At 72.5% G+C, this 21,834-nt stretch carries 18 protein-coding genes and 1 pseudogene; 10 read left to right on the forward strand and 9 right to left on the reverse strand.

Going from position 1 to position 21,834, the window contains the following annotated elements:
* From ACFYXC_RS05280 to ACFYXC_RS05290, 3 genes are read left to right on the forward strand one after another with little or no spacing between them, the layout of a single operon-like run.
* Entirely contained in the window at positions 1 to 1,569 is a 1,569-nt protein-coding gene (locus ACFYXC_RS05280) for an amino acid adenylation domain-containing protein (RefSeq protein WP_389547180.1), read from the forward strand.
* A gap of 5 nt (positions 1,570 to 1,574) precedes the next feature.
* Positions 1,575 to 2,048: a YbaK/EbsC family protein gene (locus tag ACFYXC_RS05285; protein ID WP_389547182.1), complete on the forward strand. Its 474-nt coding sequence runs from the start codon at positions 1,575 to 1,577 to the stop codon at positions 2,046 to 2,048.
* Positions 2,045 to 3,181, forward strand: a complete 1,137-nt coding sequence (locus tag ACFYXC_RS05290) for an acyl-CoA dehydrogenase family protein (RefSeq protein ID WP_389547184.1) — start codon at positions 2,045 to 2,047, stop codon at positions 3,179 to 3,181. The genes ACFYXC_RS05285 and ACFYXC_RS05290 overlap by 4 nt, the downstream gene beginning before the upstream one ends.
* A gap of 12 nt (positions 3,182 to 3,193) precedes the next feature.
* Here the strand turns inward: ACFYXC_RS05290 and ACFYXC_RS05295 are convergent, their stop codons facing one another.
* From ACFYXC_RS05295 to ACFYXC_RS05305, 3 genes are all read right to left on the reverse strand, one after another.
* Positions 3,194 to 6,097: an AAA family ATPase gene (locus tag ACFYXC_RS05295; RefSeq protein WP_389547187.1), complete on the reverse strand. Its 2,904-nt coding sequence runs from the start codon at positions 6,095 to 6,097 to the stop codon at positions 3,194 to 3,196.
* A complete protein-coding gene (locus ACFYXC_RS05300; RefSeq protein ID WP_389547189.1) occupies positions 6,084 to 6,359 on the reverse strand; it encodes an MbtH family protein in 276 nt (91 codons plus the stop codon). Before ACFYXC_RS05300 ends, ACFYXC_RS05295 begins: the two co-directional genes overlap by 14 nt.
* A 385-nt stretch (positions 6,360 to 6,744) precedes the next feature.
* Positions 6,745 to 7,923, reverse strand: a complete 1,179-nt coding sequence (locus ACFYXC_RS05305) for a magnesium and cobalt transport protein CorA (protein WP_389547191.1) — start codon at positions 7,921 to 7,923, stop codon at positions 6,745 to 6,747.
* A 130-nt stretch (positions 7,924 to 8,053) separates the two neighbouring features.
* Here ACFYXC_RS05305 and ACFYXC_RS05310 point away from each other — a divergent pair, with 130 nt between their 5' ends.
* Positions 8,054 to 9,169: a winged helix DNA-binding domain-containing protein gene (locus ACFYXC_RS05310; RefSeq protein ID WP_389547194.1), complete on the forward strand. Its 1,116-nt coding sequence runs from the start codon at positions 8,054 to 8,056 to the stop codon at positions 9,167 to 9,169.
* Between the two features lie 147 nt (positions 9,170 to 9,316).
* Here ACFYXC_RS05310 and ACFYXC_RS05315 read toward each other — a convergent pair whose 3' ends face one another.
* Together ACFYXC_RS05315 and ACFYXC_RS05320 are read right to left on the reverse strand one after the other, a co-directional pair.
* Positions 9,317 to 10,108 (reverse strand): S1 family serine peptidase, encoded by a 792-nt coding sequence (locus ACFYXC_RS05315; protein WP_388907736.1) that lies wholly within the window; start codon positions 10,106 to 10,108, stop codon positions 9,317 to 9,319.
* 510 nt (positions 10,109 to 10,618) lie between these two features.
* Positions 10,619 to 13,510 carry an AAA family ATPase gene (locus ACFYXC_RS05320; protein ID WP_389547198.1) on the reverse strand — a complete coding sequence of 964 codons (2,892 nt, stop codon included), beginning with the start codon at positions 13,508 to 13,510 and terminating at the stop codon, positions 10,619 to 10,621.
* A 176-nt stretch (positions 13,511 to 13,686) separates the two neighbouring features.
* Here ACFYXC_RS05320 and ACFYXC_RS05325 point away from each other — a divergent pair.
* Positions 13,687 to 13,971, forward strand: a pseudogene (locus ACFYXC_RS05325) (hypothetical protein); the annotation flags it as partial.
* Positions 13,972 to 14,074: 103 nt separating this feature from the next.
* Here ACFYXC_RS05325 and ACFYXC_RS05330 read toward each other — a convergent pair.
* Together ACFYXC_RS05330 and ACFYXC_RS05335 are read right to left on the reverse strand one after the other, a co-directional pair.
* Positions 14,075 to 14,602: a GNAT family N-acetyltransferase gene (locus ACFYXC_RS05330; protein ID WP_389547201.1), complete on the reverse strand. Its 528-nt coding sequence runs from the start codon at positions 14,600 to 14,602 to the stop codon at positions 14,075 to 14,077.
* A 39-nt stretch (positions 14,603 to 14,641) separates the two neighbouring features.
* A complete protein-coding gene (locus tag ACFYXC_RS05335; RefSeq protein ID WP_389547203.1) occupies positions 14,642 to 15,454 on the reverse strand; it encodes a hypothetical protein in 813 nt (270 codons plus the stop codon).
* A gap of 284 nt (positions 15,455 to 15,738) precedes the next feature.
* Here ACFYXC_RS05335 and gcl point away from each other — a divergent pair, with 284 nt between their 5' ends.
* Complete coding sequence (gene gcl / locus ACFYXC_RS05340) at positions 15,739 to 17,523, forward strand: glyoxylate carboligase (RefSeq protein ID WP_389547206.1); 1,785 nt, start codon at positions 15,739 to 15,741, stop codon at positions 17,521 to 17,523.
* A gap of 601 nt (positions 17,524 to 18,124) precedes the next feature.
* Here gcl and ACFYXC_RS05345 read toward each other — a convergent pair.
* On the reverse strand, positions 18,125 to 19,054 hold the full coding sequence (locus ACFYXC_RS05345; RefSeq protein WP_388907724.1) for a 2-hydroxy-3-oxopropionate reductase: 930 nt from the start codon (positions 19,052 to 19,054) through the stop codon (positions 18,125 to 18,127).
* Between the two features lie 46 nt (positions 19,055 to 19,100).
* Positions 19,101 to 19,958: a TIM barrel protein gene (locus ACFYXC_RS05350; protein WP_389547208.1), complete on the reverse strand. Its 858-nt coding sequence runs from the start codon at positions 19,956 to 19,958 to the stop codon at positions 19,101 to 19,103.
* A 216-nt stretch (positions 19,959 to 20,174) separates the two neighbouring features.
* Between ACFYXC_RS05350 and ACFYXC_RS05355 the strand changes: the two genes are divergently transcribed.
* The 4 genes from ACFYXC_RS05355 to uraH all read left to right on the forward strand — a co-directional run bounded on the left by ACFYXC_RS05355 (position 20,175) and on the right by uraH (position 21,831).
* Entirely contained in the window at positions 20,175 to 20,426 is a 252-nt protein-coding gene (locus ACFYXC_RS05355) for a hypothetical protein (RefSeq protein WP_388907720.1), read from the forward strand.
* Complete coding sequence (locus ACFYXC_RS05360; RefSeq protein WP_388907718.1) at positions 20,423 to 20,791, forward strand: helix-turn-helix domain-containing protein; 369 nt, start codon at positions 20,423 to 20,425, stop codon at positions 20,789 to 20,791. The genes ACFYXC_RS05355 and ACFYXC_RS05360 overlap by 4 nt, the downstream gene beginning before the upstream one ends.
* Before the next feature lie 105 nt (positions 20,792 to 20,896).
* Positions 20,897 to 21,415, forward strand: coding sequence for a 2-oxo-4-hydroxy-4-carboxy-5-ureidoimidazoline decarboxylase (gene uraD, locus ACFYXC_RS05365; protein WP_388907716.1), 519 nt, complete (start codon positions 20,897 to 20,899; stop codon positions 21,413 to 21,415).
* On the forward strand, positions 21,412 to 21,831 hold the full coding sequence (uraH, locus tag ACFYXC_RS05370; RefSeq protein ID WP_389547213.1) for a hydroxyisourate hydrolase: 420 nt from the start codon (positions 21,412 to 21,414) through the stop codon (positions 21,829 to 21,831). The genes uraD and uraH overlap by 4 nt, the downstream gene beginning before the upstream one ends.
* Positions 21,832 to 21,834 lie beyond the last annotated feature (3 nt).

The following is a 21,834-nucleotide window of genomic DNA, read 5'->3' on the forward strand; positions in this document are numbered from 1 at the left end:
ATGGACAGGCTGTCCGGCGGCGACGCGGCGCTCTCCGTCCATCGGCGGATCAACCGCACCGACGCGCCCTGTCCCGACGACCGGGGCGTGAAGGAGCTGTTCGAGGCGGTCACCGCCCGGCGGCCTGACGCCCGGGCGCTCGTCCACGAGGAACGCGCCTTCACCTACCGGGAGCTGAACCGGGCGGCGAACGGCATCGCGGCGGCCCTGCGGCGACGGGGAGTCGTCCCCGGCGCGGCGGTCGCGGTGGGCCTCGCGCGCTCGCCCGAACTGATCGCCGCGATCCTCGGCGTCCTCAAGTGCGGCGGACACTACGTCCCCGTGGACCTCGCGTGGCCGGCCGAACGCCTGCGCGGGATCTTCGTGGAGACCGGCGCCGCCCACCTCCTGACGGAGCGCGCGCCCGAGGAACTCGCCACGGACTTCCCCGCGTTGGACGTTCTGTCGCCGCGCGTCCCGCCCGTCGACGAGGACCCCGGGGTCCGGACGCGGCCGGGCGACATCGCGTACGTGAACTTCACCTCCGGCTCCACGGGCCGGCCGAAGGGCGTGCCGATCCGGCACCGGAGCATCGCCCGGCTGGTCTTCGGCGCGCGGTACGCGGACCTCGGCGAGCACACCGCGCTCCTCCAGCTCGCGCCCGTCCACTTCGACGCGGCGACCTTCGAGATCTGGGGCGCTCTGCTGCACGGCGGGACGTGCGTGCTCTATCCCTCGCCGTGGATCCGTCTTTCGGAGCTGAAGCGCACCGTCGAGACGCATGGCGTGAACGTGGTCTTTCTGACCACCGCTCTGTTCAACACGGTGGTGGACGAAGGCCCGGCCGCCCTCGATCCGGTCGACACCGTCCTGACGGGTGGCGAGACGCATTCGATGCGGCACCTGCGGAAGGCCGTGGAGCGCTACGGCCCGGGAAAGGTCGTCAATGTCTACGGCCCGACCGAATGCACGACTTTCGCCACCTATCATCCGCTGGCCCTCGACGGGATGCCGGAAACCGTCGGAGACCTCCCCATCGGAATGCCCCTCCAGAACACCCGGCTCTACGTCGTGGACGAGGGATCCCTGTGCCCGCCCGGCCGGGTCGGCGAGATCTGGCTCGCGGGCCCCGGCCTGTCCCCGGGCTACCTCGGGGCGCCCGAGGTCACCGCGGAACGGTTCGTCGAACGCGAGATCGACGGTGTATGCGAACGGCTGTACCGGACCGGGGACCGCGGCCGCCTCAGGGAAGACGGCAACGTCGTCTTCGAAGGCCGCCAGGACGACCAGGTCAAGATCAACGGCTTCCGCATCGAGCTCGGCGAGATCGCCCACCACCTGGACCGGTGCCCCGGCGTCCGGTTCAGCCACGTGGCGGTCGGCGAGAACGGCGCCGGGGAGAAGACGCTCGTCGCCTTCGTCGTACCGCGCGACGACCGGTGCACGGCGGGGTCGGTCACGGCGTATCTCCGGGAGAAGCTGCCCAGTTACATGATTCCGACCGTTATCCACCCGCGTGACTCCCTACCCTTGTCCGGGACCGGAAAAGTGGACCGGCGGGCCCTACTGACATCGACCACGGGGAAGTAGCGCACATGACCCTCGGCAAGAGCGCCAGGAGGTTCCAGGAAGAGCTGGACCGGCGTGGCCTGGACGCCACGGTGATCGAACTGGCCTCCTCCACCCGGACCGCCGACGACGCGGCGAACAGCCTCGGCTGCGCCCCGGCCCAGATCGTGAAGTCGCTCGTGTTCCGCGCCACCACGACGGGCGAGGCGGTGATCGTGCTCGCCAGCGGCCCGAACCGGGTCAACGAGAAGACCCTCGCCGCCCATGTCGGCAGCGAGATCGGCAAGGCGGACGCGGACTTCGTGAAGACCACGACCGGGTACTCGATCGGCGGCGTCCCGCCGCTCGGCCACAAGAACGAGGCCGTGCTCTTCGTCGACCAGGACCTGCTCGGATTCCCCGAGGTCTGGGCGGCGGCGGGCACCCCGCACGCCGTCTTCAAGATCTCCGGAGCGATCACCGAGATCCTCCCGAAGCACACCGTGGTCGATGTGACGTGACCGGAACCACTACGGACACCACGCCGCACACCACCACGGACGACACGTTCCGGCGGCGGATACGGACGCTCCTCGGGGACCTGGTCCTCCCGCACGCCGACGACTGGGAGGAGCGGGGCCACCTGGATCCCGCCGTGTGGAGGACCCTCGCCGAGGAGGGCCTGCTCGGTCTCGCCCACCACGGCGAGGGCTTCCTGGAGAGCGCGATCCTCCTGGAAGAGCTGGGCCGGACCGGGTACGCGGGCGTCCGCGCGAGCGTCGGCGTCCACGCGTACATGGCGACCTCCTATCTCGACCTGTTCGGGACGCCCGAGCAGCGGGCGACCTATCTGGAGCCGGCCCGCCGGGGCGCACGCCTCGCGGCCCTGGCGATCACCGAGGCGGAGGCGGGCTCCGACCTCAGCCGCCTGGGGACGCGGGCGCGCCCCGCGGCCGACGGGGGCCTCCTGGTGAGCGGCGAGAAGCTCTACGTCGCCAACGGCTCTCAGGCGTCCTTCTTCGTCACGCTCGTCAAGACGCGGGAGGGAGCGGCCCCCGCCCGTGGCCTGACCGGTGTCAGCCTCCTGCTCATCGACGCCGACGCCCCCGGCGTACACCGCACCGAGCAGAAGATGCTCGGCTGGCGGTCCGCCGACGTCTGCCGCGTCGTCTTCGAGGACGTCGCCGTACCGGAGGACCGGATCCTCGGCCGCCGTGACCAGGCGCTGATCCACCTGATCAAGGGCCTCGACTTCGAGCGCCTGGTCGCCGGCCTCCTCGCGGTCGGCGGCGTCGCCCACTGCCTGGAACTCCTCGAAGCGCACGTCCGCCGCCGCCGGATCAAGGACACCCCGCTCTACGCCCACCAGGTGGTCCGCCACCAGCTCGCGGAACTGACGGCCGACCACGAACTGGTCGCCCAGTACGGCCGCCACGCGGCCCGGCTGCACAGCCGGGGAAAGCTGGACAGCCGGACCGCGACCGTGCTGAAACTCAAGGCGACCGAGCTCGCGGTACGGGCGGCTCACGTCTGTCTCCAATTCCACGGGGCGCAGGGGTGCCTGGACGAGTCCACCGCCGCCCGGCTCTACCGGGACAGCGCGGCGGGCACGATCGCGGCCGGAGCCAGCGAGCTGCTACGCGATCTGATCTGAGCCGGCGAGCCGCTACGCGGTCCGATCCGGGCCCCGGGCAGGCACCGGACCACCGGACGACCGGGGGGCCGGGATCCTGCTCGCCCGGCCGATCGACGTGGCGACCTGGGCACGCGAACCGACGTCGAGCTTCCTGAAGATCCGGCCGAGGTGGGTCTCGACCGTCTTGTGGCTGAGCTGGAGCGCCCGGGCGATCTGCTGGTTGGTGTAGCCGTCGCTGACCAGCACCGAGATCTCCCGCTCCCGGCCGCTCAGCCGGGTCAGCCGCGCGTCGGCCGACTGCTGCCGGGGCCCCTGCGTGGCCAGGGTGTCCGTGTGCTCCAGATAGCCGTGCGCCCCGTACCCGTCGAGGAGCGCGCGCGCCTGACCGAACTGACTGCGCGCCACCGAGGAGTCGATGTCGTGCCACGCCGTCGCGGCCGCCAGATGCGCGCGGACCACGTCGAGAGGCCGCCCCGCACGAGTCAGCGCGACCACCGCGCTGGAGGCGAAGACCGCGGCCTTGAGGGGATCCGCGGCCTGGTGGTGGTGGGCGCGGGCCAGCAGCGCGAGCCCGGTCGCACCCGGCAGCCGTAGCCGGCCCGCGGCCTCCTCGGCCACCGCCGCCCAGCGCCCCGCCTCCGTGTCCGGGCCGCCCTGCTCCGACTCGAGCCGGGACTCCGACTCCAGCCGGGCCAGCACCTCACCGACGGCGGGGACCAGCGAGACGACGGGCAGCGCCGCCGCGCGCCGCACGGCCCCCATGGACATGAGCCGCTTGCGCAGACCCTGGTCGTCGAGGTCGTACGTCGTCTCCAGGAGCGACAGCCGTACGCGGTCCGCCCACGGCTCGCGCCATGCCTCCGTCCGGTCGGCCGCCCGCTGGGCGGCGTCCCGGGCGGTCGCCTGGTCGCCGCTGACCCACGCGGCCCGGGAGAGCCCGGCGCCGGCCTCGGCCATGAGACAGTCGCCGCCGATCCGATGGGCCGCCCGGTCCGCCCGGCGCCCCGACTCGACGGCGAGGTCGACCCGCCCCAGACGCAGACAGACCTCGGCGAGCCCGGTGGCGAACTGCGGGACCAGGTAGTTGAGATCGTGTGCCGCGGCGATGCCGAGACCCCGCTCGAAGTGGCGTGCCGCCTCCTCGTCCTGCTCCAGCCGGGCGAGACCCCTGCCCAGCCAGTACAGCGCGTCCAGCCGGCCGATGAGGGTCGTGTCGTCGATGCCGTCGAGCAGTCCCGCCGTGTCGCCGAGCCGGAACTCGGCCTGTTCGGTGCGGCCCCAGTCCGTGTCCCAGGCGCCGAGCAGCGCCCAGGCGTACGCCCTGGTCAGCGCGTCGTCGTGCCGGACCGCCCACCGCAGGGAGGGCAGCGTCGCGCCGGAGGGCGGACAGCCGCGCTCCAGCGCCGCCGCGAGCCACGCCAGGTCGACCAGCGCCAGGGCCTCGGGATCGGCGGCCATCTCCGCACGGACGGTCATGAGCACCGACTCGGCGAGGGCGTGCCTGCCGAGCAGCCGCTGGGCCCTGGCCCGCCACTCGGCCGCCTCCGCGCGGGCGAGGAGCGGGACCGTGAGGCCGGCCCGCGCGGTCCGGTCGAGGACCTCCAGTGCCTCCTTCGGCCGTCCCGCGACGACCAGGGCCTTACCCGTACGGACGCGCTGTCCGTAGAGCCCGGCCTCGTCGCCGAGGGCGCGACAGGAGTCGCCCGTGAGGAGCCCCGAACGGACCTGGCCGGCGCCCGGCGCGCGGTTCGCCGTCGCCTCGGGCGCCACGTGGGCGCACGGACCGGGCAGCCGGACGAGCTGCGCGGCCGCCGAGTGCGCCGCGAGCCGCCATTCCTCACCGGTGGTGTGGTAGGCCGTCGCGCACAGCACGGGGTGCCGGAAACGGTACGAGCCGGTCACCTCGCCGGGCCGGACGATGTCCTCGCGCAGCAGCTCCGCGAAGGCCGCCGCGAGGCGGTCGGCGGGCAGCGCGGCCACGGACGGCATCTCCTGGAGCGTGAACCGCTCGCCGAGGATGGCGGCCGACTGCGCGACGAGCCAGCCGTCGTCGGAGACCGCGCGGAACTCGTCGAGGAACCGGGTGAACGGCGCGAGTCCCGACACGTCGGGCGTGGTCGTGCGCTCGTACGCGTCGGGGGAGGCCGAAAGGGCGAGGAACAGCCCTGGGTTGCCGCCCGCGCGGCCGAGCAGGTTCCGGCGGAGCCGGCGGCTCGTGCTCTTGGGCAGGAGCGCGGTGAGCTCCTGTTCGGGCAGCGGGCCGACCTCGATCCGCCGCGAGGCGGGGACCGAGGACAGGAGCCCGCGCAGGCGCAGCGGCGACTGCCGGTCGCGGTGAGCGACCAGGATCAGCAGCCGGGTCGCGGGCGGTCGGCGGACGAGGTTCTCCAGCAGGTCGAGCGAGGCCGGGTCCGCCCGGTGGACGTCGTCCAGGGCCAGCACCAACCCCCTCGCCCCGACCTGCACGCTCTGTCCGGACTGCCCTCTCTCCCCGGCCAGTTCGCGCAGCAGCGGACGGAGCGCCATCCCCACCGCGCCCGCCGGGACAGAGTCCGGGGAGGGCGCGGGAAGGGAGGCCGCCGTCGGCGCGAGGGCGGGGAACAGCAGGCTCAGGGTGGCGCGTTGGGCGGCCGGTACGGCACTGGTGACGCCTTCGCCCCGGTCCGCGAGGGCCTCCTCGAAGGCGTCGGAGAACAGCTGGTAGGGCGCCGCGCTCGCGAGGGGGCCGGCGGCGGCGTGGGCGACGGCCCAGCCCTGCCCACGCGCCGCCTCGAGGACTTGGTGCAGCAGGCGGGTCTTGCCGATCCAGGGCTCGCCGTGGATCTCCACGGTCGCGGGCGCGGACCGTGTCGACTCGAGCAGGCGCAGCACGTCCGCCGTGGGCAGGGCGCGTGAGGCGGACTCGTGCCGAGGACGTGCGTCAAGCCCCCGCATGACCCGTGATCTCCCCGTGGGTGCGAAGCGTGTCAGCGCCGTTCGTACTCAGGGCGGGATCCTCGGCGGCCATGGCGCGACGCAGGCTCAGGGGGCGCATGTCGGTCCAATGCGTTTCGATGTACTCCAGACATTCGTCCTTCTCCGCCGGGGCGCGCACGGACCGCCAGCCGGCGGGAATTTCCTTTCCTTCCGGCCAGATGGAGTACTGCTCTTCCTCGTTGACGACGACGAGATGACGCTCAGACCAGTCGGTGGACATCCTTTTCCCCTAAGTACCTTTTGCGGCGATAACCGCAAGTTCGAACTTCCGGCTGTGGTCAGTCTGGATCCACCGGCTTGATTTCTGGTCGATAGTTTCGGGGGGTGTGCGGGCGGTGCCGGGGCCGGGCAGCAGCGGGGTGTGACGGGCCGGTTCGGGCAGGAACCGGCGGGCCACGGCGTGCAGTTGCTTCACACGCCCGTGGGTGAAGAAGCGCAGACAAGGCCCTGAATTCCAGTTCAAGTCAACCTTTAGGCGTTCCTGAGAGTTCAGAACTGTGTCCGTCGACGTAATGGAAGAAGAATGGCTGCCTACAGTGCGTCATCGAGGAGCGGCGCAGGCGACTACCCTCCCGCGGTCGAGGTGGAGCTGCCAGGATGATTGCTCAGAGCCAATCCCGCCGCTTGAAGATGATGTACAGACTGGTGCACACGATCCCCATCAGGCCGACCGCGAAGGGATATCCGAGCACCCAGTGCAACTCCGGCATGTGGTCGAAGTTCATGCCGTAGATCGTCCCGACCAGGGTGGGGGCGAACAGGATCGCCGCCCAGGACGAGATCTTCTTGATCTCCTCGTTCTGTTCGAAACCCGCTTCCGCCAGCGCCCGCATCTCCGCGTTCTGCTGCTGGGTGACCAGGGTGGCGTTGACGGTGAGGATGTCCGTGAGCGCCTGGCGGAAGCCGTCCACGCGCTCGCTGGTGTGCGTGACGTGGTCGGCGACGTCGCGCAGGTAGCGCTGGAGTTCGTCGTCGGTGCCGTACTTGGCGAAGCCGGCCATCAGACCGTGCAGCATGCCGACCAGCGGACGGGTGGCCCGCTGGAACTCCACCATCTCGCGGGAGAGTTCGTAGATACGGCGCGAGACCCACGGGTCGCCGCCGAAGACCTCGGTCTCGATCTCGTCGATGTCGTTCTGGACACCGGAGACGACCGGCGCGTAACCGTCCACGACCGCGTCGAGGATCGCGTACAGCACGGCCTCGGGGCCCAGTTTCAGCAGCTCCGGCGTCTCCTCCATGCGGCGGCGCACGGCGGAGAGGTCGGGGGCGGCGCCGTGCCGGACCGTGATCAGGAAGTCGGGGCCGAGGAACACGTGCAGCTCGCCGAAGTCGACCTCCTCGGACGCGTCGAGGTAGCGGGCCGCGCGCAGGACGACGAAGAGCGTGTCGCCGTACCGCTCCAGCTTCGGCCGCTGATGCGCCTCCATCGCGTCCTCGACCGCCAGCGGATGCAGGTCGAACTCGGCGGCCAGGGACAGGATCTCGTCCTCCGTGGGACGGGCCAGGCCGATCCACGCCATGCCGTCCGGCCGGTCGCGCAGTTCGCGGAAGGTGTCCGCGAGGGAGGCGGGAGTCGCGACGCGCACGCCGTCCCGGTAGAGCGCCGCCTGCACGACGCTGCCCGAGTCGGCCGCGGCCGTGTCGGAGGGCTCGGGGCCGGGTGCGGGGGCCGGGGGATCCGGCGGCGGTGGGGTGATCGGGCCCATGGCGCGCCGCCACACCGACTTCCTGCTGCGCTTGGCGGCGGGTACGGGGCGGACTCGGGCTCGGCGCTCCGGCATCGCGGTTGCCTCCGTGTCGCACGTCGTGCCGAACGTCTGCTGTCCCGTTCGACGATCATCGATCGACCAGCAGGATATACGGGCCTGTTGCGGACAGAAGGTGTCCGCAAGTCCCGATAGCGTGCGGAGCATGACGAAGACCTCGACCGCCCCCGTGCTGAGCGTGCGCGCGCTGAACCGCGCCACCCTCGACCGGCAGTTGCTCCTGCGCCGGGCCGCCCTGTCCGCGACGGACGCCGTCGGACACCTCGTCGGTCTCCAGGCGCAGAACGTGAAGCCCCCGTACCACGCGCTCGCCGCCCGCCTGGCGGGCTTCACGCCACAGGACCTGTCGGCCCCGATGGAGGCGCGGGAGGTCGTCCGCATCGTCACCCTGCGGTCCACCATCCACACCCACACCGCTGACGACTGCCTCACGCTGCGGCCACTCGTCCAGGCCGCCCGCGAACGGGAGTTGCACGGCTTCCGCAAGGGTCTCGCCGGCGTCGACCTCGACCGGCTCGCCACGGTCAGCCGTGAGCTGGTCGAGGCGGAGCCGCGCACCATGAAGCAATTGCGGGAGGCGCTGCTCGTCGAGTGGCCGGACGCCGATCCGTCCGCGCTCGCGGTCGCCGCCCGCTGCCGGCTGCCCCTCGTCCAGGTCACTCCGCGCGGACTGTGGGGGCAGTCCGGCCAGGTCGCGCTCACCACCGCCGAGCACTGGCTCGGCCGGCCGTCCGAACCGGCCCCCGCCCCCGACGCCACCGTCCTGCGCTACCTCGCCGCCTTCGGCCCCGCCTCCGTCCAGGACATGCAGACCTGGGCCGGTCTGACCCGGCTCCGGGCGGTCTTCGAGCGGCTGCGGCCGCAGCTCCTCACCTTCGCCGACGAGCACGGCGTCGAGCTCTTCGACCTGCCGGACGCGCCCCGGCCCGACGCGGACACCCCGGCCCCCGCGCGCCTGTTGCCCGAGCTCGACAACCTGCTCCTCTCGCACGCCGACCGGTCCCGGGTGGTGCCCCCGGATCACAAGGGCCGCACCTGGCGGGGCAACCAGGCATACCGCACCGTGCTCGTGGACGGGTTCCTGGCCGGGCTCTGGCGGCTGGAGGAGAGCGCCGACCGGGCCGTGGTCACGGTCGAGCCCTTCGGCACGCTCACCAGGGCGCAACGGGACGAGGTGACCGAGGAGGCGGCACGGATGCTGGGGGTGCTGAGCGGGTCGTCCTCGTACGACGTGCGGTTCGGGACCGTCGTACCCGACTGACCGGCGCGTGGACGGGCGGGCGCGCGGACGTGGAGAGGGGGCGTTGCGGGCCGCTCGTGGAGGCCCGCAACGCCCCCCGTCTGGTGCCCGAGGCGCGTGTGCCCCTCAGGAAGTGTTCGGGTTCGGGACGAGTACTTCGGACGAGTACTAGGAGTTGACCTGCGCCGTGACGAGGTTCGAGAACGTCGTCAGGCGGGTGTAGACGCCGGGGTGACCGGCCTCCGCGCAGCCGTAGCCCCACGAGGTGATGCCGGCGAGCTTGCCGCCGATGACGAACGGGCCGCCGCTGTCGCCCTGGCACGTGTCCACGCCGCCGGAGGTGTAGCCGGCACACACCATGTCGGAGGAGATGTAGGAGGAGCCGTACGCCGTGGAGCAGGTGGAGTTGGACACCGTCGGAACCGTGGCCGTGCGCAGCTGGTTGGAGGAGGAGCCGCCCGAACTGGTGGTGCCCCAGCCGGAGATGCGGGCCGTGGTGCCGGCCGCGTACACGCCGGTCTCGGAGGAGGAGACGTAGCTGATCGGCGTGTACGGCATGGACGTCGACAGGGTCAGGACGGCGACGTCGTTGCCCTCCTCGGCGTCCGTGTACTCGGGGTGGATCCATATCCTGCTGAGCTGCGCGACGGTGCCGTTGGTGCCGTTGCGGTAGGTACGGCCGCCGACCACACGGGTGTTGCTGGTCGATCTGCCGACCATGCAGTGGGCCGCCGTGACGACCTTGGTGGGCGAGACCAGGGTGCCGCCGCAGAACTGGCTCTGCGCGGAGGTGGTGATCTGCATGACGTACGGGTACGCGGCCGCCGTGGTCGTCGAGCCGCCGACGATGGGCTGGGGAGCGGCGGTCGCGGTGGTCGCGCCGAGAAGACAGGTCGTCGCGGCGGCGGCGACCGCCGCGGTGACGGCGGCGGTCTTCTTGGCAAGGGTGAGCCCGAACATGGATCTCCTCAGGAGTGCCGGTGGGGGGTGTGGGGGGTGATGCGACAGCCTGCGGGGCGGGGTCCACGGTAGGAGGGGGGTGGGGGTGGGCCCAATGAGGGAACTCCCTGCGGGAGTTACCGAGGGATTACCCTCGGTCGTGGTCACCGCCGTCGCCCTGACGGGGTTGCCCGCCGGCCGCGCCCGGGGGTGACCTGTTCGCGCAGTTCCCCGCGCTCCCAAAAACCGCGCAGTTCCCCGCGCCCCTGAGGGGTTGCGCAGTTCCCCCCGCCCCTTGAAGGGCTGCGCCGTTCCTGGCGCGCCTCAAGGATTGCGCAGTTCCCCGCGCCCCTGAACAACTGCGCCGTTCTTGGCGCGCCCAAAAGATTGCGCAGTTCCCCGCGCCCCTTAAGACGCGCGCAGTTGCCCGTGCCCCTTTTAGGGGCGCGGGGAACTGCGCAGTCTTTGAGGCGCGCCAGGGCGCAGGTGCTGGGGGTGGCGGGGGTCGTAGGACCCCCGCCACTCACCCATTCAGTCGCCGCGGTGTCGGCCGGCCGCCAGGCGGACGATGTCCACCCGGGAGCGGATCCCGAGTTTTCGGTAGACGCGGGTCAACGTCGCCTCGACCGTCTTGACGCTGATGAACAGGCGCCCGGCGATCTCCCGGTTCGTGGCGCCCTCCAGCACGAGGGCCGCGACCTGGCGTTCCGTCGAGGCGAGGCGGTCGAGGTGCGGCAGCATCGCCTCGGGAGCCGTCGGCGCGAGGGCCGGCGACGAGCCCGGGGCGGACGCGGCAGCGGTCGCGGAAGCGGACGCGGTCGCGGAGACCGCCTCAAGACGCCGCAGCCACGGCATCGCCCTGCACCGCCGGAACAGCCGCGCCGCCTCGTCGTACGAGCCCCGCCCCGACCGCTCCGCACGCAGCCGCGCCAGCGCGAACGCGGCCCGTGCCTCCTCGAGCCCGTAGCCGAGCTGCGCCAGCCGGTCCTGCGCCGACAGCAGCTGCTGTTCCGCCGCTTCGAGGTCGCCGGTCGCGGCCTTCACCAGGGCCTCGGCCCGGTCCAGTACGGCCAGGACGCTCGCCCGCCGCAGCCGGACCGCGTGCTCGCGCGTGGCGGTGATGACGTCCTGCGCCTCGGCCGGTTCTCCGATGAGGACGAGCGCCTCGGCGAGGTCGCCGTGCCAGCGGCCCCGCGCCGGATCGCAGATGCCGAGCCGCTGCTCCGACTCCCGTGCCCTGCGCAGGGAGTGCACCGTACCCGCGGCGTCCCCCGCCACCAGCTGGGCGTGTCCGAGCGCACCCAGGGCCCGCGAGAGGTAGATCAGGTCGCCGTCGTCCTCGGCACGGTGCACCGCGTCGCCGGCCAGGACGAGCGCCCGGTGCACATCGCCGCCCGCGGCCTCGGCGAGCGAGGTGAACATGTTGCCCGCGGCCTCGCCGATACCGGTGTCCCGGGCGAGCCGCAGGCTCTCGTGGGCGAGGTCGAGCGCCCGGCCGCAGTGCCCGGCACGCAGTTCGGTCTCGGCGAGTCCGCGCAGGAAGTGCACCTCGCTCTCGACGATGCCGCGCCGGCGCACCTCGCCGAGCAGCCGGGTGATCGCGGTCCGTGCGTCGGTGAGCTGGTCGCTCATGATCAGCCAGCGGAAACGGGTGGCCCCCGCGCCGTTGTGGTCGCAGGCGACCCGCAGGTCCTGCGGTTCCGCGAGGGCCTTCTCAAGCGTCACCGGGGCCGCGGGGTGCCCCATCAGGGTCTCCATCTGGGCCTGGAAGGACAGCGCCAGCAGCTCGGTGCTCCGGTCGCCCGCCGTGGCGGCGAGCCGCGCCGCGCGGGCCGCCTCCTCGCGGCCCTTCCCCATCTCGCCCTCCACCAGCAGGGCCCGCCAGGCGAGTTGGTAGCGGACCAGGGCGAGCAGCCGCGGGTCCTCGCCGGCGTCCGCGAGGGCCTGCGGGAACACCGCGTCGACGTCGGCCATCGCCTGCCCGGCCGAGTCGATCACGACGATCCAGGCGCGTACCCGCACGGCCGGGTCCGTCGCCCGTTCCAGGACGTCGCGGGCCACCTCACGGGCGAGGTCGATCTCGCCGGAGGTCAGCGCGTCCTCGGCGGACCGCAGCCGCCGTTCGTCCGCGCCGACCGGGCTGTCCGCGGGGGTGTGCCGGGCGGCGAGCAGCCCGAGCCGGGCCGCCACCGAGGGCGCGCCGCGGTCGCGGGCCAGGACCGCGGCCTCGGAGAGCCGCGCGGCGACCCGCTCGTCGGTGCCGGTGGTGGCGAGCGCGAGATGCCGGGCCCGTTCGATCGGCTCGGAGGCGGCCGTGGACAGGGCGGCATGGGCGGCCCGCCGCTCCTGGGGCGCCGCCTGGGCGTACAGGGCGGCCGAGACGAGGGGGTGCGCGAAACGCACGGCGCCCTCCTGGCCGTCCGGGCCCTGACCGTCCGGGCCGGGGGCCGCGACCAGTCCGAGGGAGGCCGCGAGGGTGATCTCCGCCTCCGCGTTCGTGCGGCCCGCGGCCTCGAGCAGCGCCTGGGTGGGGCGGGCGCCCGCGCTCGCCACGAGAAGGGTCTGCCGGGCCTCGGCGGACAGCAGCTCCAGGCGGCTGAGCACGAGGGCGCGCAGCGAGGTCGGTACGGGCAGCGGCTCGCCGGGCCGGGGCGGCGTCGGGCTCTCGGCCAGGGCGCGGCCGAGCTCCAGCGCGAACAGGGGGTTGCCGCCGCTGGTGTCGTGGATGTCCCGCAGGGTCGAGCGGCGCAGGCCCGCGTAGCCGCGGACGACGAGCAGCTCGGAGACCTGCGTCCGGGACAGCGGGGGCAGCCGCAGGGCCAGCGTCTCCGGCGGATACGCGCGTAGATACGGGTCGTGCTCCTGTTCCTTCGGCTCGGTGCCGGTACGCACCGCGCCGAGCATCCGCACCGGCATGCCGCCGAGGCGCCGGGCGGCGAACCCGAGCAGCTCGGCGCTCGGCGCGTCCAGCCACTGCAGGTCGTCGGCGACGAGGAGCACCGGCCCCCTGGCCGCGAGGGCGCGCAGCACCGACAGCACGGCGAGGCGCAGCGCGAGGCCGTCCTGGTGCAGGGACGATTCGGCACGGCCGGTGAGCGCCGCCTCGAGCGCGGCCTGCTGCGGGGCGGGCAGCGCGTCCGCCACCTCGCCGGCGACCAGGCCGAGCAGATCGACCAGCGCCAGGAACGGGAGATGGGATTCGGACTCGGTGGCGGAGCAGCGCAAGACGGTCCGGGCCGATTCGGCGTATTCCGCGGTGATTGCCCGCAGGGCGGTCGACTTTCCTATTCCGGGCGGACCGTGCAGGAGGAGGCTGCCCCCTCGGGAGAGCTGGTCGCGTGCTCGTCCGAGCAGCTCGTCCCGCCCGACGACCTGCTCGGAACGGGGTCTGACAGGCTCCTCGACATCCCGTCGCACGCGCACCGCTCCTCTCACGTCGTGTCGGATCAATATTATGCAAAGAGGCGATTAATTGCGGGGGGTTGCGCCGTGAGGGAAATAACAGAGATTCGGTATACGGGATTTCATGGCACCCGCACATGTATAGGCGGCCCGGGGGGTGAGACCCGCGCTGCGGAGCACCGCGAGGAGGACGTCCGGTGACCGCGCCGACGCGCGCACGGCTGTCGTACGCGCACGGGGTGAGCGGCACCGAGCTGCTCGGGGACACCATCGGCGCCGACCTCGACCGGGCGGTGAGCCGCCGGCCGGACCGTGAGGTGCCCGTCGACGTGCCGTCGGGCCGCCGCTGGACGTACACCCGCCACCGGACGAGCGACTAGCGGGCGATGGTCGGGCGGGTGCGCGGCCACTGCCCCGAGCTGCGGGAGAGGGTCTACGTCGGCGACCCGGGCCGGGAGGCGCTGCTCGGCCGCGCGACCCCCGAACTGCACGGGTGACGCGCGGACGCGGTCCCGTGGCCGAGCCGCGCGGACACCCCCGCGGACGGACCCTGCCGCCCCCGGCCGGCCGGGTGGACGACCGGTCTCAGGCGTGCCGTCCGGGCGGTGCGACGGGGAGGTACATGCACACCCGGCGCCAGCGGTCGAGCCCGTGTTCGGCCTCCGCCGCGCGGATCCTGCGCAGCCCCGGGGTGAGTTCGGGCTCGGCCAGGACGCGGAAACCGAGCCGCTCGTAGTAGGGCGCGTTCCAGGGGACCTCCGCGAAGGTCGTCAGGGAGAGACCGGCAAGGCCCAGCCTGCGGGCGCGCGCGGCGGCGTACGAGATCAGGGTCCGGCCCACACCCTGGTGCGCGGCGTCCGGGTGGACGGAGACCTGCTCGATGTGGAAGGCGCCGTCCAGGGGCTCGCCGATCAGGTAGGCGACGAGCCGGCCGGTGCCGTCCTCGGCGACCCAGGCGTGGCCCGCCTTCTGGAAGCGCTCCAGGAGGTCGAGCGCGGGAGGCTCGTCGTCGGCGATCTCCGGCATGCCGAAGATCCGGAACGGCTCGCCCGCGGCGCGTTCGATGTCCTGGAGCACGGGGAGGTCGGCGGAAGAGGCCGCTCTGACGGTCATGGCATCAAGTATGCGTCCGGTGGCGTGAGTTGGGGTGGATCACGGCGATCGGGCGCCGGTCTCGACGAGTTCGTCCGCGAGGCTGTTCGCCGGCTGCGGGGTGCCCGTGAGGTCCAGGACGAAGAGCGGGACGCCCAGTTCGTCGGCGCAGGCGCGGGCGTCCTTCTCGTAGCCGGCCAGTGAGAAGTAGACGCAGCCCGCCGACTCCGTCATCGCTGTCAGCCACAGGCACTCCACGTCCCGGAGGGAGGCCGGGCGCACGGTGGGGTCCACCTGGGCGACCATTCCGCGGGCCGCGAGCCCTATGCCGGAGGGTGGCCGCTGGTCGGCCCGCCTGATGTCCCGGTACCCGAGCCAGCGCAGGTACAGAGCGGCGGCGGTCACGGCGTCCCGCGCCGTCCGGATGGTCACCGGCTGGAACGCGGCGCGGGGTGCCGGTTCGGCCCGGGGGAGAGGGATGGCGGCGGGGAGACGCCGGTGCCGGGCCGGTTGCGGGCCGGGCGGTTCGGAAGCGGCCGCGTGTGCTTCCTCGGAGGTGTCGCGGACGTCGCGGGGGTCGGGAGCGGCGTCCTCGCCGGGTCCCGGGCGCCCCGCGTCGGCCAGCGGCACCCGCACCACCGTCCCGCAGGGACAGCCCAGCTCGGGCCGCGGCCACTGGTCCGCGCGCCCGCAGGTCCCGCAGGGGATGGTCACCCAGCCCTCGTCCCAGGTGTGGTGCGTGACGGACTCGGGGTGCGCGTGAGGATCGAGCACGGGCGCGACCGGCGCACCGCACACACACGGGTACGTCGGCACCGCGTAGACATGCTCCCGCCGGCAGGCCGGACACCTCACCGGCACGCTCTCGGCCATGACCTCTCCAGAACAGCGTGACACCGACACCACACGGGGACGGCCCCTCCATCGTCCACCGGAACCCCGCTCTCCGGCAGCGAATCGATCGGACATCCCGTGATTGCTCCGCCCGTATGCCTGTCGCACGCCTGCCGCCCGCCCTTGACGCCTCCGCACCCCGGACCTACATTGCTTCCAGATAGTAGAAGTTAGTTTCCACAATGTGGAATAAGAACGGAATTTGACGCTCACCGCGGGGCGCGCCGGGAGCCCGAATCCGACAGCCGAAGCAGGAGTACGCCATGGCTCGTATGACCGCTGCCCGCGCGGCAGTTGAGATCCTCAAGCGCGAGGGCGTCACCGACGCCTTCGGTGTCCCCGGGGCGGCGATCAACCCCTTCTACGCGGCGCTCAAGGCCGCGGGCGGCATCGGCCACACCCTGGCCCGCCATGTCGAGGGCGCCTCCCACATGGCGGAGGGCTACACCCGCACCGCGCCCGGCAACATCGGCGTCTGCATCGGGACGTCCGGCCCGGCCGGCACCGACATGATCACCGGTCTGTACTCCGCGACCGGCGACTCCGTGCCGATCCTGTGCGTCACGGGACAGGCGCCGACCGCCGTGATCCACAAGGAGGACTTCCAGGCCGTCGACATCGCGTCGATCGCCGGGCCGGTGGCCAAGATGGCGGTCACCGTGCTGGAGGCCGCCCAGGTCCCGGGCGTCTTCCAGCAGGCGTTCCACCTGATGCGCTCGGCCCGTCCGGGACCGGTCCTCATCGACCTGCCCATCGACGTCCAGCTCACCGAGATCGAGTTCGACCCGCAGACGTACGAGCCGCTGCCGGTCTACAAACCGGCCGCGACCCGCGCCCAGGTCGAGAAGGCGTTCGCGATGCTGGGTGCCTCCGAGCGGCCGCTGATCGTCGCGGGCGGCGGCGTGATCAACGCCGACGCCGGCGAACTCCTCGTGGAGTTCGCCGAGTTGACGGGCATTCCGGTCGTCCCCACGCTGATGGGCTGGGGTGTCGTCCCCGACGACCACGAGCTGAACGCCGGCATGGTCGGGCTGCAGACCTCGCACCGCTACGGCAACGCGACCTTCCTGGAGTCCGACTTCGTCCTCGGCATCGGCAACCGCTGGGCCAACCGCCACACCGGACGGCTGGACGTCTACACCGCCGGGCGGACGTTCGTGCACGTCGACATCGAGCCCACCCAGATCGGCAGGATCTTCGCCCCGGACTACGGCATCGCGTCCGACGCGAAGGCGGCGCTGGGGCTGTTCGTCGAGGTGGCCCGGGAGGCCGCGGCCGCGGGCGGGCTGCCGGACCGGTCCGCGTGGGCCCGGTCAGCGCAGGACAGGAAGGCGTCCCTCCAGCGCCGTACCCACTTCGACGACATCCCCATCAAACCGCAGCGCGTCTACGAGGAGATGAACAGGGCGTTCGGCCCCGAGACGCGGTACGTCACCACCATCGGCCTCTCGCAGATCGCCGGCGCGCAGCTGCTGCACGTCTACCGGCCGCGCCACTGGATCAACTGCGGTCAGGCGGGCCCGCTCGGCTGGACCGTCCCGGCCGCGCTCGGCGTCGCCAAGGCCGACCCCGGGGCCCAGGTGGTCGCGCTCTCCGGCGACTACGACTTCCAGTTCATGATGGAGGAACTGGCCGTGGGGGCCCAGCACCGGATCCCGTACGTCCACGTGCTCGTCAACAACGCCTATCTGGGGCTCATCCGGCAGGCGCAGCGGGCGTTCGACATCGACTTCCAGGTCAACCTGGAGTTCGAGAACATCAACTCGCCCGAGCTGGGCGTGTACGGGGTCGACCACGTCAAGGTCGTCGAGGGGCTCGGCTGCAAGGCGATCCGCGTCACCGACCCGGGTGAGCTGGGCGCCGCCTTCGAGCGGGCGAAGAAGCTGGCGGCCGAGTTCCAGGTGCCGGTGGTGGTCGAGGTGGTCCTGGAGCGGGTCACCAACATCTCGATGTCCACGACCAACGACATCAGCGCGGTGGTGGAGTTCGAGGAGATCGCGACCGAGCCGGGCCACGCGCCGACGTCCCTCAGGTCCCTGAAGGTGTGAGCGCCGGCCGCACGCGGACAGAGCCGAGGCCCCCCGTCCTGACGACTCAGGACGGGGGGCCTCGCGCCGTGTTCAGTGCCTGCCGCCCCCGCCGCGGCCCGGTACGAACCCGGCGCCCCCGTGCTCTCCCCCGACCGGTTCCCCCACCGGTGCCCCGTGCGGGGCGGCCGGCATCGCGGCGGGTGGCCCGCCACGTGACAGCGCCGCCGTGTACGGCTCGCGCCGAAGCCCGGAAAGCTTGCTGCCCATGCGTCCCACCTCCGTTTCGGACCCGGCCCGCGGTGATTCCTCCGTAGAGGCCCGCCGCCCCCGTGCCGGCGGGCCCCATGTGCTGAGAATGTGCCTCCCGCACGGTGAGTTGAAGCCCCGGGGGCCATCTTCAGAGGTTGATTTGAGGGTTCCGTAGCCGGCGTACGCAAACAGGCGTACGTACGGACGCCGAAGAGCGCCGAGTACGGGACGTCCGTACTCGGCGCTCTCACTCGCCCTCGTGCACGGGCGCACGGGCTCGCGGGTCGACGGGTGCCGGGCGGCGTCGGCGCCTGGGCGCGACAGGACAGGTGTCGGCGCCGGCGCCGCCCGGGGTCTGTGGGGCGGGCGGTCAGACCCGCGCGCCGGAGAGGCGCTCGACCGCGCGCAGCAGGGCGGAGTGGTCCAGGCCGCCGTCGCCCTGCGCCCGCAGGGAGGCGACGAGCTGGGCGACCACGGCACCGACGGGCAGCGCGGCGCCGACGGTGCGGGCGGCGTCGGTGACGATGCCCATGTCCTTGTGGTGCAGGTCGATCCGGAAGCCCGGCTCGAAGTCGCGGTTGAGGAAGTTGTCCTTCTTGCGGGTCAGCACGGTCGAGCCGGCGAGGCCGCCGTTCAGGACGTCGAGGGCGGCTCCGAGGTCGACACCCGACTTCTCCAGGAAGACCACGGCCTCGGCGCACGCCTGGATGTTCACGGCGACGATCAGCTGGTTCGCGGCCTTCACGGTCTGGCCGGAGCCGTGCGGCCCGCACAGCACGATGGTCCTGCCGAGCGCCTCGAAGATGGGCCGTGCCCGGTCGAAGTCGGCCTGCTCGCCGCCGGCCATGATGGACAGCACGGCCTCGACGGCCCCGGCCTCCCCGCCGGAGACCGGGGCGTCCAGGACCCGGATGCCCCGGTCCCCGGCCGCCTTCGCCAGGTCCACGGAGGTCTGCGGGGTGATGGAGGACATGTCGATCAGGAGCGCGCCGGGCCTCGCGTTCTCGAGGATGCCGTCGGGCCCGTACGCGATGGCCTCGACCTGCGGGGAGGCCGGCACCATCGTGATCACGACGTCGGCGTCCCGTACGGCCTCGGCGATCGAGCCGGCCGCCGTGCCGCCCGCGGCGCTCAGCCGCTCCAGCTTGTCCCGCTCCAGGGTGAAGCCGGTGACCTCGTACCCGGCCTTGATCAGGTTCTCCGACATGGGGGAGCCCATGATGCCGAGACCGATCCAGGCGATCGTCGGACGGGGCGCGGAAGAGCTGCCGGCGGGGTCGGTCGTGGCGGGGTTGCTCATGGTGAGGTGCCTCTCTGACTGCTGTCCTGTGTCGGGAAGATGCCGCTCAGCGGGCGGCGCGGGCCTCGCGCGGAAGCCACTCGAAGGTCTCGGCGCTCGGCCGGTCGCCCGGCTTGTACTCCAGGCCGACCCAGCCCTCGTACCCCTGCTTGCGCAGCAGGCCCAGCAGCTCCGCCAGCGGGAGCGAGCCGGTGCCGGGGGCGCCGCGGCCCGGGTTGTCGGCGATCTGGACGTGGCCGGTCCTCGCGGCGTACCGCTCGATCACCGACGGGAGGTCCTCGCCGTTCATGGACAGGTGGTAGAGGTCCATCAGGAACCGGGCGTTGCCGAGCCCCGTCGCCTCGTTCACCCGGTCGACCACGGCGACGCCGGCCGGGGCGGTCACCAGCGGGTAGTGCGGCGACTCCCGTTCGTTGAGGGTCTCGATCAGCAGGATGGCGCCGATGCGGTCGGCGGCGCGGGCCGCCGACACGAGGTTCTCCAGGGCGAGTTCGTCCTGTTCGGCCGGATCGACGCCCTCGACGCGGTTGCCGTACAGGGCGTTGAGAGCGGCGCATCCCAGCGACTGCGCGAAGTCCGCGGCGACGTCGATGTTGGCCCGGAACCGCTCGGACTCCTGGCCGGGGATCGACAGCGCGCCCCGGTCGGGCCCCGGCAGCTGTCCGGCGTAGAAGTTCAGGCCCGTGAGCCGGACGCCCGCGTCCTCGATCGCCTGCCTCAGCTCGTCGAGCTGCGCGCGCCGGGGAGTGGGCGTCTCGGGCCAGGGCCACCAGAGCTCGACCGCGGTGAAGCCCGCCGCGGCTGCGGCCGCCGGACGCTCCGGGAGCGGGAGCTCCGTGAAGAGGATCGACAGGTTGACGTTGAAGCGCTGCTCTGCGGCCGCGTCTGTCGGGAAACCGGGCATAGGGGTCTGCGCTCCCTTCCGTGACGAGTGATTCCGACCGGCTGATTCCGTATGATGGAAGTAAGATTCTGCTTGACGGAAAGGCTGCCCGCGTGGGCGGACCTTGTCAAGAGGAGTCGGCGGCGCGAGCGGGGTGGGCTAGGGTCGCCTTGCGGTCGGCCCGGCCGGGCCGGGACCGCCAGGAGACAGGGGCCGGAGCGACATCATGGGGGCGCAGTGCGACTGAGAGTGGAGTTCACGACCGAGCCCTTCGATCTCGACGAGGCGCCGCCGCACGCGGTGGTCGCCCGCGAGGTCATCGAGGCGGCCGAACTGGACGCGGTGGACGTCGGCCCGTTCGGCAACACCGCCGAGGGCGGGGCGGACCCGGTGCTCACGGCGGTCGACGCGCTGTTGCGCAAGGCCCTGGACGCGGGCGCCACCCGGGTCTCGTTGCAGATCAACGTGATCGGTGAGGGCGAGCGGTGACCGGATCCGCGGACGACCCGTTCGTCTCGGCCGTCAAGCCGCTGGTCGACGCCATGGGCGCCGAGATGCTGCCCCCCGGCCAGGCCGGACCCGACGACGTGGTGCTCTCCTGGGAGGGCGTGGACGTGGTGGCGGTCCGCCTTCCGCAGCTCGCCGACTCGCTGGACCACATCCTGGCCGCCCTGGAGCGCAAACGCGGCAAGCCCCTGGCCGAGTTGGACCGCAAGGCGAAGCAGGAGGTCGTACGGATACTGGAGGCGCGCGGGGCCTTCTCCGTGCGGCACGGCGTGGAGACCGTGGCGAGCGCGCTCGGGGTCAGCCGCTTCACCGTCTACAACTACCTGAACCGGGAGAAGGGCGTCTGAACGACGGCCCGCCGCCACCCGGATTTTCAACAAAGTGTTGACGTCGTGTTGCCGAGGGCGTTAGCTGGCCGCAGCCCGTCCAGCACAAGGCCACGGAGGCTTCCCGTGACGTCGAGTACGACACCCGGCGGTCTCGCCCGGTTCAACACCCTGGAGGAGCACGCGGCCCTCGCCGTCCTCCACGAACTGTGCGCCTCGGCGACCTGGGCGCACGAACTGTGCGCCCGGCGCCCGTACGCCACCGCCGACGCCCTCTTCGCCCACAGCGACGAGGTGACGGCCGGCCTCACCGACGCCGACCTGGCGGAGGCGATGGCCGGACACCCGCCGATCGGACGCCCGAAGCCGGGCGACCCGGCCTCCGCCCGCGAACAGCGCGGCATGGCCGGCGCCTCCGCCGACCTCAGGGCGGAGATGCTCGAACTGAACCTGGAGTACCAGGAGAGGTTCGGCCATGTCTTCCTGATCTGCGCGACCGGTCTCACCGGCGAGCAGCTGCGCGACGCGGTCAAGGAGCGCCTCGGCAACACACCGGACCGGGAGCGCGAGATCGTGCGCACCGAACTGGGCAGGATCAACCGCATCCGTCTCGCCCTCCTCGCCGAACAGGACGCACCCGCATGAGCACCCACACCACCGCCTCCGTGTCCACGCACATCCTGGACACCAGCGTCGGCCGCCCCGCGGCGGGAGTCGCCGTCCGGCTCGCGGCCCGCGCCGGCCGTGCGGCGGACTGGCGGGAGCTCGGCGGCTCCGCGACCGACGAGGACGGGCGGTGCAAGGACCTGCCGGCCCTGCCGGAGGGCACCACACACGTACGGCTCGACTTCGCCGTCGAGGCGTACTTCGAGAGGTCCGAGAAGAAGTCCGACGAGAAGCAAGCCGAGGCGCAGCAGGACGCCCCCGCGAACCGGGACAGCGGTGCCCCACAGGTGTTCTTCCCCGAGGTGGCGATCACGTTCGCCGTCAGCCCCGGGGAGCACTATCACGTACCGCTGCTGCTCAACCCGTTCGGCTACTCCGTATACCGAGGGAGCTAGCAG

The sequence above is a fragment of the Streptomyces sp. NPDC002701 genome (genome assembly GCF_042889045.1).
Classification (GTDB): Bacteria; Actinomycetota; Actinomycetes; order Streptomycetales; family Streptomycetaceae; genus Streptomyces.

What these genes read in the sequence shown, in the direction of transcription:
- ACFYXC_RS05350 (WP_389547208.1), bottom strand. Translation starts at nt 19,958, where the DNA reads ATGCCCGGTTTCCCGACAGACGCGGCCGCAGAGCAGCGCTTCAACGTC.
- ACFYXC_RS05330 (WP_389547201.1), bottom strand. Translation starts at nt 14,602, where the DNA reads ATGACCGTCAGAGCGGCCTCTTCCGCCGACCTCCCCGTGCTCCAGGAC.
- ACFYXC_RS05310 (WP_389547194.1), top strand. Translation starts at nt 8,054, where the DNA reads ATGACGAAGACCTCGACCGCCCCCGTGCTGAGCGTGCGCGCGCTGAAC.
- uraH (WP_389547213.1), top strand. Translation starts at nt 21,412, where the DNA reads ATGAGCACCCACACCACCGCCTCCGTGTCCACGCACATCCTGGACACC.
- gcl (WP_389547206.1), top strand. Translation starts at nt 15,739, where the DNA reads ATGGCTCGTATGACCGCTGCCCGCGCGGCAGTTGAGATCCTCAAGCGC.
- ACFYXC_RS05280 (WP_389547180.1), top strand. Translation starts at nt 1, where the DNA reads ATGGACAGGCTGTCCGGCGGCGACGCGGCGCTCTCCGTCCATCGGCGG.
- ACFYXC_RS05285 (WP_389547182.1), top strand. Translation starts at nt 1,575, where the DNA reads ATGACCCTCGGCAAGAGCGCCAGGAGGTTCCAGGAAGAGCTGGACCGG.
- ACFYXC_RS05345 (WP_388907724.1), bottom strand. Translation starts at nt 19,054, where the DNA reads ATGAGCAACCCCGCCACGACCGACCCCGCCGGCAGCTCTTCCGCGCCC.
- ACFYXC_RS05300 (WP_389547189.1), bottom strand. Translation starts at nt 6,359, where the DNA reads ATGTCCACCGACTGGTCTGAGCGTCATCTCGTCGTCGTCAACGAGGAA.
- ACFYXC_RS05315 (WP_388907736.1), bottom strand. Translation starts at nt 10,108, where the DNA reads ATGTTCGGGCTCACCCTTGCCAAGAAGACCGCCGCCGTCACCGCGGCG.
- ACFYXC_RS05295 (WP_389547187.1), bottom strand. Translation starts at nt 6,097, where the DNA reads ATGCGGGGGCTTGACGCACGTCCTCGGCACGAGTCCGCCTCACGCGCC.
- ACFYXC_RS05335 (WP_389547203.1), bottom strand. Translation starts at nt 15,454, where the DNA reads ATGGCCGAGAGCGTGCCGGTGAGGTGTCCGGCCTGCCGGCGGGAGCAT.
- ACFYXC_RS05305 (WP_389547191.1), bottom strand. Translation starts at nt 7,923, where the DNA reads ATGCCGGAGCGCCGAGCCCGAGTCCGCCCCGTACCCGCCGCCAAGCGC.